General features: G+C 65.7%; 6 protein-coding genes. 5 read left to right on the forward strand and 1 reads right to left on the reverse strand.

The genetic code is table 11. From position 1 onward, the window contains the following. Positions 1–65 precede the first annotated feature (65 nt). The 3 genes from TX88_RS32605 to TX88_RS32615 all read left to right on the forward strand — a co-directional run bounded on the left by TX88_RS32605 (position 66) and on the right by TX88_RS32615 (position 4,230). Positions 66–1,238 (forward strand): tyrosine-type recombinase/integrase, encoded by a 1,173-nt coding sequence (locus TX88_RS32605; RefSeq protein ID WP_044524949.1) that lies wholly within the window; start codon positions 66–68, stop codon positions 1,236–1,238. Beyond that, positions 1,235–3,754, forward strand: a complete 2,520-nt coding sequence (locus tag TX88_RS32610) for a tyrosine-type recombinase/integrase (RefSeq protein WP_244438737.1) — start codon at positions 1,235–1,237, stop codon at positions 3,752–3,754. Before TX88_RS32605 ends, TX88_RS32610 begins: the two co-directional genes overlap by 4 nt. 194 nt (positions 3,755–3,948) lie before the next feature. Next, on the forward strand, positions 3,949–4,230 hold the full coding sequence (locus TX88_RS32615) for an ANTAR domain-containing protein (RefSeq protein ID WP_044524951.1): 282 nt from the start codon (positions 3,949–3,951) through the stop codon (positions 4,228–4,230). On the opposite strand, the gene TX88_RS32620 is transcribed toward TX88_RS32615, so the two are convergent. Beyond that, positions 4,227–4,550, reverse strand: a complete 324-nt coding sequence (locus TX88_RS32620) for a hypothetical protein (protein ID WP_044524955.1) — start codon at positions 4,548–4,550, stop codon at positions 4,227–4,229. The genes TX88_RS32615 and TX88_RS32620 overlap by 4 nt on opposite strands. A gap of 261 nt (positions 4,551–4,811) precedes the next feature. On the opposite strand from TX88_RS32620, the gene TX88_RS32625 reads away from it, so the two are divergent. Then, positions 4,812–5,033 (forward strand): three-helix bundle dimerization domain-containing protein, encoded by a 222-nt coding sequence (locus tag TX88_RS32625; RefSeq protein ID WP_110918278.1) that lies wholly within the window; start codon positions 4,812–4,814, stop codon positions 5,031–5,033. Positions 5,034–5,404: 371 nt separating this feature from the next. Further along, positions 5,405–6,469: an ATP-dependent DNA ligase gene (locus TX88_RS32630; protein ID WP_044524960.1), complete on the forward strand. Its 1,065-nt coding sequence runs from the start codon at positions 5,405–5,407 to the stop codon at positions 6,467–6,469. Positions 6,470–6,569: the final 100 nt, after the last annotated feature.

Consider the following 6,569-nt stretch of genomic DNA (forward strand, 5'->3'; position numbering starts at 1 on the left):
GTCTAGTTGACTGAACTTCAGCGAGCCTTCCGAACCGAGCAGGGCTGCGGACGGAGGATCGGGCTGTGACGGTATTGGGTCGAGTGGAGTCGGCACCGAGCGGGCTGCCCTGGCGGGTGATCTTCCCCGACGCTGAGCACCTCGGGGCGACGTCGTACCTACGGGAGCTGGCGGCGTCGGATTGCAGTCCACTCACAGTTCGAAGTTACGCGTTCGACCTACTTCGGTGGTTCCGGTTTTTGCACGAACGGCTGATCGGTTGGGAGCGAGCCGAGCGTGTCGACGTCCGCGCCTTCGTGGAGTACCTGCGCGAGACGCCGAACCCGCAGCGTCTGCGTCGACACCCGCACCGACCTCCTCCGGGCTCGGTCAATGCGCTGACCGGCAAGTCCGAGCTGCCGGTGAAGTACGCGGCGCGGACGATCAATCATCAGCTTTCGGTGTTGTTCGGTTTCTACGATCATGCCTGCGCGGCCAACCTGGGGCCGCTGGTCAATCCGGTGCCAGCGCAGCGGACTCGCGGTGGTGGGCGTCCGCATGCGCACCACAATCCGATGCAGGACTTCGTGATTCACAAGCGTGCGAACTATCGGCAGAAGACGCCCCGCCCGGTCTGGCGAGGAATGCCGGACGAGGCCGCGACGACGTTGTTCGCGGCGTTGCGCAGTCACCGTGACCGCGCTCTGGTCAGTTTCTATCTGTCGTCGGGGGTGCGGGCGTCGGAGTTGTTGGGGCTGTGTCACGGCGACCTCGATGCAGGCCGTTACACGATCACGGTGACCAGTAAGGGCAGTCGGGCGCGGGAGGTGGTGCCGGCGTCGGTGGACTCCTTCGTGTGGCTGGCCCTCTACCTGGCAGAGCAGCAGCCGCCTATGAGTCCGGGCGGTCCGGTGTGGTGGACGCGGCGATCCAAGGCCGCCCCGCTGAACTATCACGCGATGCGGGCGGTGCTGCGCCGGGCGAATGACAGCTTGGGGACGAACTGGTCGCTGCACGACTTTCGCCACACGGCGGCGGCGCGGTTGCTCGCCGATCCGGCGTTCACGTTGGTCGACGTGCAGACGGTGCTGCGGCATGCCAGCGTCACGACCACGCAGATCTACACCCAACCGCGGCTGGAGGATCTGGTCGGCAAGGTGCTCGAGCACTACGCCCGGCCACCAGTCTTGGGGCCGACGATCGAACCGAGCTACGACGCGGCCGCGGTGCGCGAATTGTTGGGACTGCCGCCGTCGTGACCATCGAGGAGGAGGACACCCGACTGCAGCAGCGACGGCAAGCTGCGGCGACCCGCGCGGCGGCGGCCCCGTCGATTCAGTTGTTGTCACGGCCCGATTCGCCGCACCTGGCGGCGATCCCACCGGATGACCGGTTCGGGCGCACCGGGCGACTGCGCATCATGCAGGGCTACGACGCCAGCCAGCCGCCACCCGAGCCGCCCGCCCAAGCTCTCGGCGCCGCGATGCAGTACCGCACCGTTGATGAGCTGTGTGACGCCGTCCGCCATCATCACCGCTCCTACAACCAGAAACGTCGCCAGATGATCGTGCGGGGTGCGCGAGCACTGCTGACACGGCTGAACGGCTACCCCGGCGACACCTGGGAGCAGCGCTGGCTGGCCAGCGGCTCGGATGCCGCCCCGATGACCTGGATGGACCATCCGGATCTACCTCAATATGACCGCTACTCACCCACCCTGCTGGGGATGAACGCGCTGCTGCAATTGCGTGTGCTGCGACCGTCCTACAGCTGGATGCTCGACTCCCGAACAAAGGTCAACACCGCACAGTTCATCGAGCACAACGGCGGCAACGCCCTCACCAAGTTGCGGCAGCTGGCTGAGTATCAAGGATCGCTGCTGCGGCATCAGCGCGACGCCGAAGCCGGTCTGGCGCGGGTGATGATCCGCACCGGCAAGACTATCGAGCAGATCACCGGTGACGACCTGCTGTACTACGCCGACGTGGTGAAGACCTCGGGGAGGCAACGCCGCGAACATCTGCTGTGGGAACTGCTGGTGCGACTCGGACCGCTGGCCACCGAAGCCCCAACGCTGCGGGCCGCTTGGTCGGCGAAGGGCAACACACGACAGCACTCGACCGCCACCCTGGTCGACCGCTACGGCATCCCACCGTCGGGCGTGAGGGACCTGCTGGCGGACTACTTCGAAGAGATCCGCCCAGGTATGGACTACGGCTCACTGGAAGGCCTGGCCTACCGGATCGTGCGGCTGTTCTGGTGGGAGATCCTGCAGATCAACCCCCAGCAGACCGACCTACGGCTCTCCACGGATGTCATCACGGCGTGGCGTGAACGACTGGCCTTGACGACCGACGGGCGCGAACGCCGGGAGGTCCACTCGGTCTTGTTCGCGATCCGCGGCTTCTACCGCGATTTGGCCGAGTGGTCCCACGACGACCCGGTGCGCTGGGGCGTGTGGGTGGCGCCGTGCCCCGTTCCGCGAGCCCTGAGCCGGGCCGCGGCCAAGAACAAGCGGCGCCAGCAGAGTCAGATGCAAAGCCGCACGCGCATGCTCACGCCGTTGCTACCGACGTTCCTGACCGCGGTGAACGAACACAAGCAGCGCAGTGCACTGTTCTTGGAGAGGGCCCGCGCGGCCGGGCACGACCTGCAGTTCGAGGTCGAGGGCTACGTGTTCGTGCGGGATGCGCCGCCGGAGCGCCTCGCCATCGACGAGCGTGCACGGGTATGGGCCCGGCTGGCGCCGGGACAACCGCGGCCGAACTGGATCCGCGGCGAGGCCAAACGCATCGACGTCACCGGGGTGGAGGACGACGGGTTCTGGTGCTGGGCGGTCGCCGAGACCCTGCGTCACACCGGGATTCGCGTCGAGGAACTGATGGAGCTGACGCAGCTGTCGCTGCGCCACTACACCGCAGCGACCACCGGAACACTGGTACCGCTGCTACACATCGTGCCGAGCAAGACCGACTGCGAACGACTGGTGCCGATGACCCCGGAACTGGTGCAGGTGCTGCTGGCGGTGCTGCGGCGAGCCAAGGGCGGCGGTGATCACGTGCCGCTCTCGGTTCGCTACGACGTCACCGAGAAAGTGCACGGTCAACCGTTTCCGCACCTGTTCTCTCGCAGGGTCGGCGCCCGACAGGAAGTGCTCTCCGGGCACTACCTGCGCGGCATCCTCAGCCATCTGGCGGTGGTGGCCGGACTCAGCGACGCCGGCCAACCGATCCGGTTCACCCCGCACGACTTCCGCCGCCTGTTCGCCACCGACGCCGTCAACAGCGGCCTGCCACTGCACATCGCCGCCGCCCTGCTGGGTCACCTCAACCTCGACACCACCCGCGGCTACACCGCGGTGTTCCCCGAGCACCTCATCGCCGCGCACCAGGCGTTCATCGAACGACGACGGCAGCTGCGCCCGATCGGCGAGGACCGGGTCGCCGAGGACGACGAATGGTCGGAGTTTGAGAACCACTTCCTGCTGCGCCGGGTGGCCCTCGGCGAGTGCCACCGCCCCTACGGCACACCGTGCGTCCACGAACACGCCTGCACCCGATGCCGCTTCCTGCGCGTCGACCCCGCCCAGCTGGGTCGCATCGACGAGATGGCCGAGAATGCCGAACAGCGCCTCGTCGAGGCGAAGGACCGAGCGTGGCTCGGCGAGGTCGCCGCGCTGGAAGAAAGCATCAAACACTTACGCATCCGACAATCGGAGGCACAGCAACGACTTTCACACGGCAGCAACCCATTTGCCCAGCAGATTCAAGACTGACCGCCGCGCCGAGACCGGGGAGTGTCGCGCCCGCCAACCTCCCCTTCACGGGCGCGACACCGAGCCAGATAGCACAGCCCCCTCGGTGCATCACGGTAATCGGCCGCGCGTGGCGGCGGCGGTGATGACAGCCGATGTTCATCTGACCGGAGTAAGCAATAACTGAAGCAGTGCCGGGTGAAGGGGTGGAAGCAATGAGTGAAGTGGGCCGGCGGTCTGACGCCACATCGCGGCGGGTGATCGACCTGGCGATCGGGATTCTGATGGGACTGCGTGGATGTTCCGAGCAGCAGGCGTCCGAGGACCTTTTCGGGGCGGTGCACGACACCGGTATCAGCTTGGGCGCCGTCGCGCGGGCCCTGATGAACCTCGTCGAAGACTCCGAGGTGGCGTTTCCGCACCGGTCAGAAGCGGTGCAGCGATGGGGTCACCTGATCAGAGGTCGGGTAAGCGCAACCAACGGTACAAGCCTTTAACTGGACCTGCGATCCTGCCCGGCAATGAACGGCGGCCCGAAACGTTCTTCGAGAGCCGGCACCCCTCGCGGTGAGATGATGTCGGCTTCGGCGAGCAGGCGACGAAGCCGGGCCGCGGCCTCTTGCCCGCGGTAGCAGTCCAGCCAGCTCACCACGGTGGCCACCACGTCGCGGTCGAGGGGAATGCGGTCCCGCGCGATGACTGTGAGCAGGGCGTCAATCGCCTCGAAGGTGTCGCCGACACCAATGGCGATGTAGATGCGATCGGCGTCGACTCTGTTCAGATGCGGACGTGCGACGGCGGCGAGCTCCCAGGCCACGGCGCCATCATTCGGCGCTCTGCGCAATGGCGCGTTACGCGGTTTGGACACCGTGGCCCCATTCAGTTCGACGATCTGGCCCCTGCCTCAAACGTTAAGGCCTGAGACGGTCCCGCGCGCGCGGCATTCCGCCAGCGGTCGGTAGCCGACCAGGAAGCCCCATCATTTGAGCCCTGGGATGTTCGTCTGCCGTTAGCTGGCTGGCTGCATTTCGTTCATTCCGGTTGTGGGAACCACCCACGGTGGCGCAAGATTATGGGCATGGTGGTCAGTGCCGAAGAGGATCGATTGATCGGGCAGGTCGTCGATCGCCTGCTGGCCGGGTTTCCACAAGTGCCGCAGGACACTGTGCACGAAATGGTTGGGTCGGTTCACCACCGCTTCGATGACGCACCGATCCGCGACTTCGTTCCGTTGTTCGTCGAACGGCACACCAAGGAGAAGCTTGCGAACCTCGCCGGCGTCGCCTCTCATCCGGCCTGATCGCCCGCCCACCGAGGCCGACCGCGCCCAAGCCGCCGCCATCGCCGACGTCCTGGCAGAACTGATTGGCGACTGTGACGCCCAGCTGGCCGCACTCCACACCGCCGCAGCAAGAGCCGCTCACGATGGAACATTGCGTACGGCACGGACCATCCACGCCAGGTCGCTGCAGGTGCGGCGCGATCTCGAAGAGCTCCAGGCGATGGAACATCGGCTGGTTCGCCGGTTCTTCGATAACCGCGGCCGGTTGGTAGTAGTTCCTTCAGCTTAAATGTGGCAGTATCGCGAAGAGCAATTCCTCAAAACCTTTGCCTTGCAACAACTTTTGTCAGACGCATCTCCGTTCGCGGACGTGAGGCCACAATGAGGCGATGAAGCTGCCCGTAATGCCGCCGGTCCCGCCGATGCTGGCCAAATCGGTCCCGACGATCCCTCCCGGCGCCTCTTACGAACCGAAGTGGGACGGCTTCCGGTCGGTCTGCTTCCGCGACGGCGACGAGGTCGAACTTGGCAGCCGCAACGAGCGGCCACTGACCCGCTACTTTCCAGAACTGGTGGCGGCGATGCGCGCTGAGCTGCCAGACCGTTGCGTGATCGACGGCGAGATCATCATCGCCACAGACCACGGACTGGACTTCGATGCGCTGCAGCAACGCATCCATCCGGCCGACTCGCGAGTGCGAATGCTCGCACAAAAGACCCCAGCGTCCTACGTCGCGTTCGACCTGCTCGCCCTGGATGACGACGACTACACCCGGCGCCCGTTCAGCGAACGCCGCGCCGCACTCCTCACAGCCTTGGCCGACTCCGGCCCCCTGGTTCACGTCACGCCAGCGACCACTGACCTGGCGACCGCCCGGCGATGGTTCGACGAGTTCGAGGGAGCGGGCCTCGATGGCGTCGTCGCTAAACCGCTGTCGATCACCTATCAGCCCGACAAGCGGATCATGTTCAAGATCAAGCACCAGCGGACGGCCGACTGCGTCATCGCCGGCTACCGCGTGCACAAGTCCAGCCACGAAGCGATCGGCTCGCTGCTGCTCGGGCTCTACACCGACGACGGAACCCTCGCCTCGGTGGGCGTCATCGGCGCGTTCCCGATGGCCAAGCGGCGGCAATTATTCACTGAAATGCAATCGCTGGTAACCACTTTCGATGACCACCCGTGGAGCTGGGCCGCCCACGAAGCGGGTGACCGCACGCCGCGCAAGAACGAAACCTCGCGCTGGAACGCCGGCAAGGATCTCTCGTTCGTCCCGCTGCGGCCCGAGAGGGTGGTCGAGGTGCGCTACGACCACATGGAAGGCGACCGGTTCCGCCACACCGCGCAGTTCAACCGCTGGCGGCCCGACCGCGATCCACGCTCGTGCACCTACGCCCAGCTCGAACAACCGATCACATTCAGCTTGGGGCACATCGTTCCAGGACTCGGCTGAGCGGATTCCAAGAACCCGCCGCGAGGTCTCATCTGCTCGATATGAACGCAGATGGCTAACGTCAACGATCTTGACAAGTTCAGTGAAGGAAGCCGTCCCA

Origin of the sequence: Mycolicibacterium septicum DSM 44393, assembly GCF_000455325.1 — a bacterium.
Classification (GTDB): Bacteria; Actinomycetota; Actinomycetes; order Mycobacteriales; family Mycobacteriaceae; genus Mycobacterium; species Mycobacterium septicum.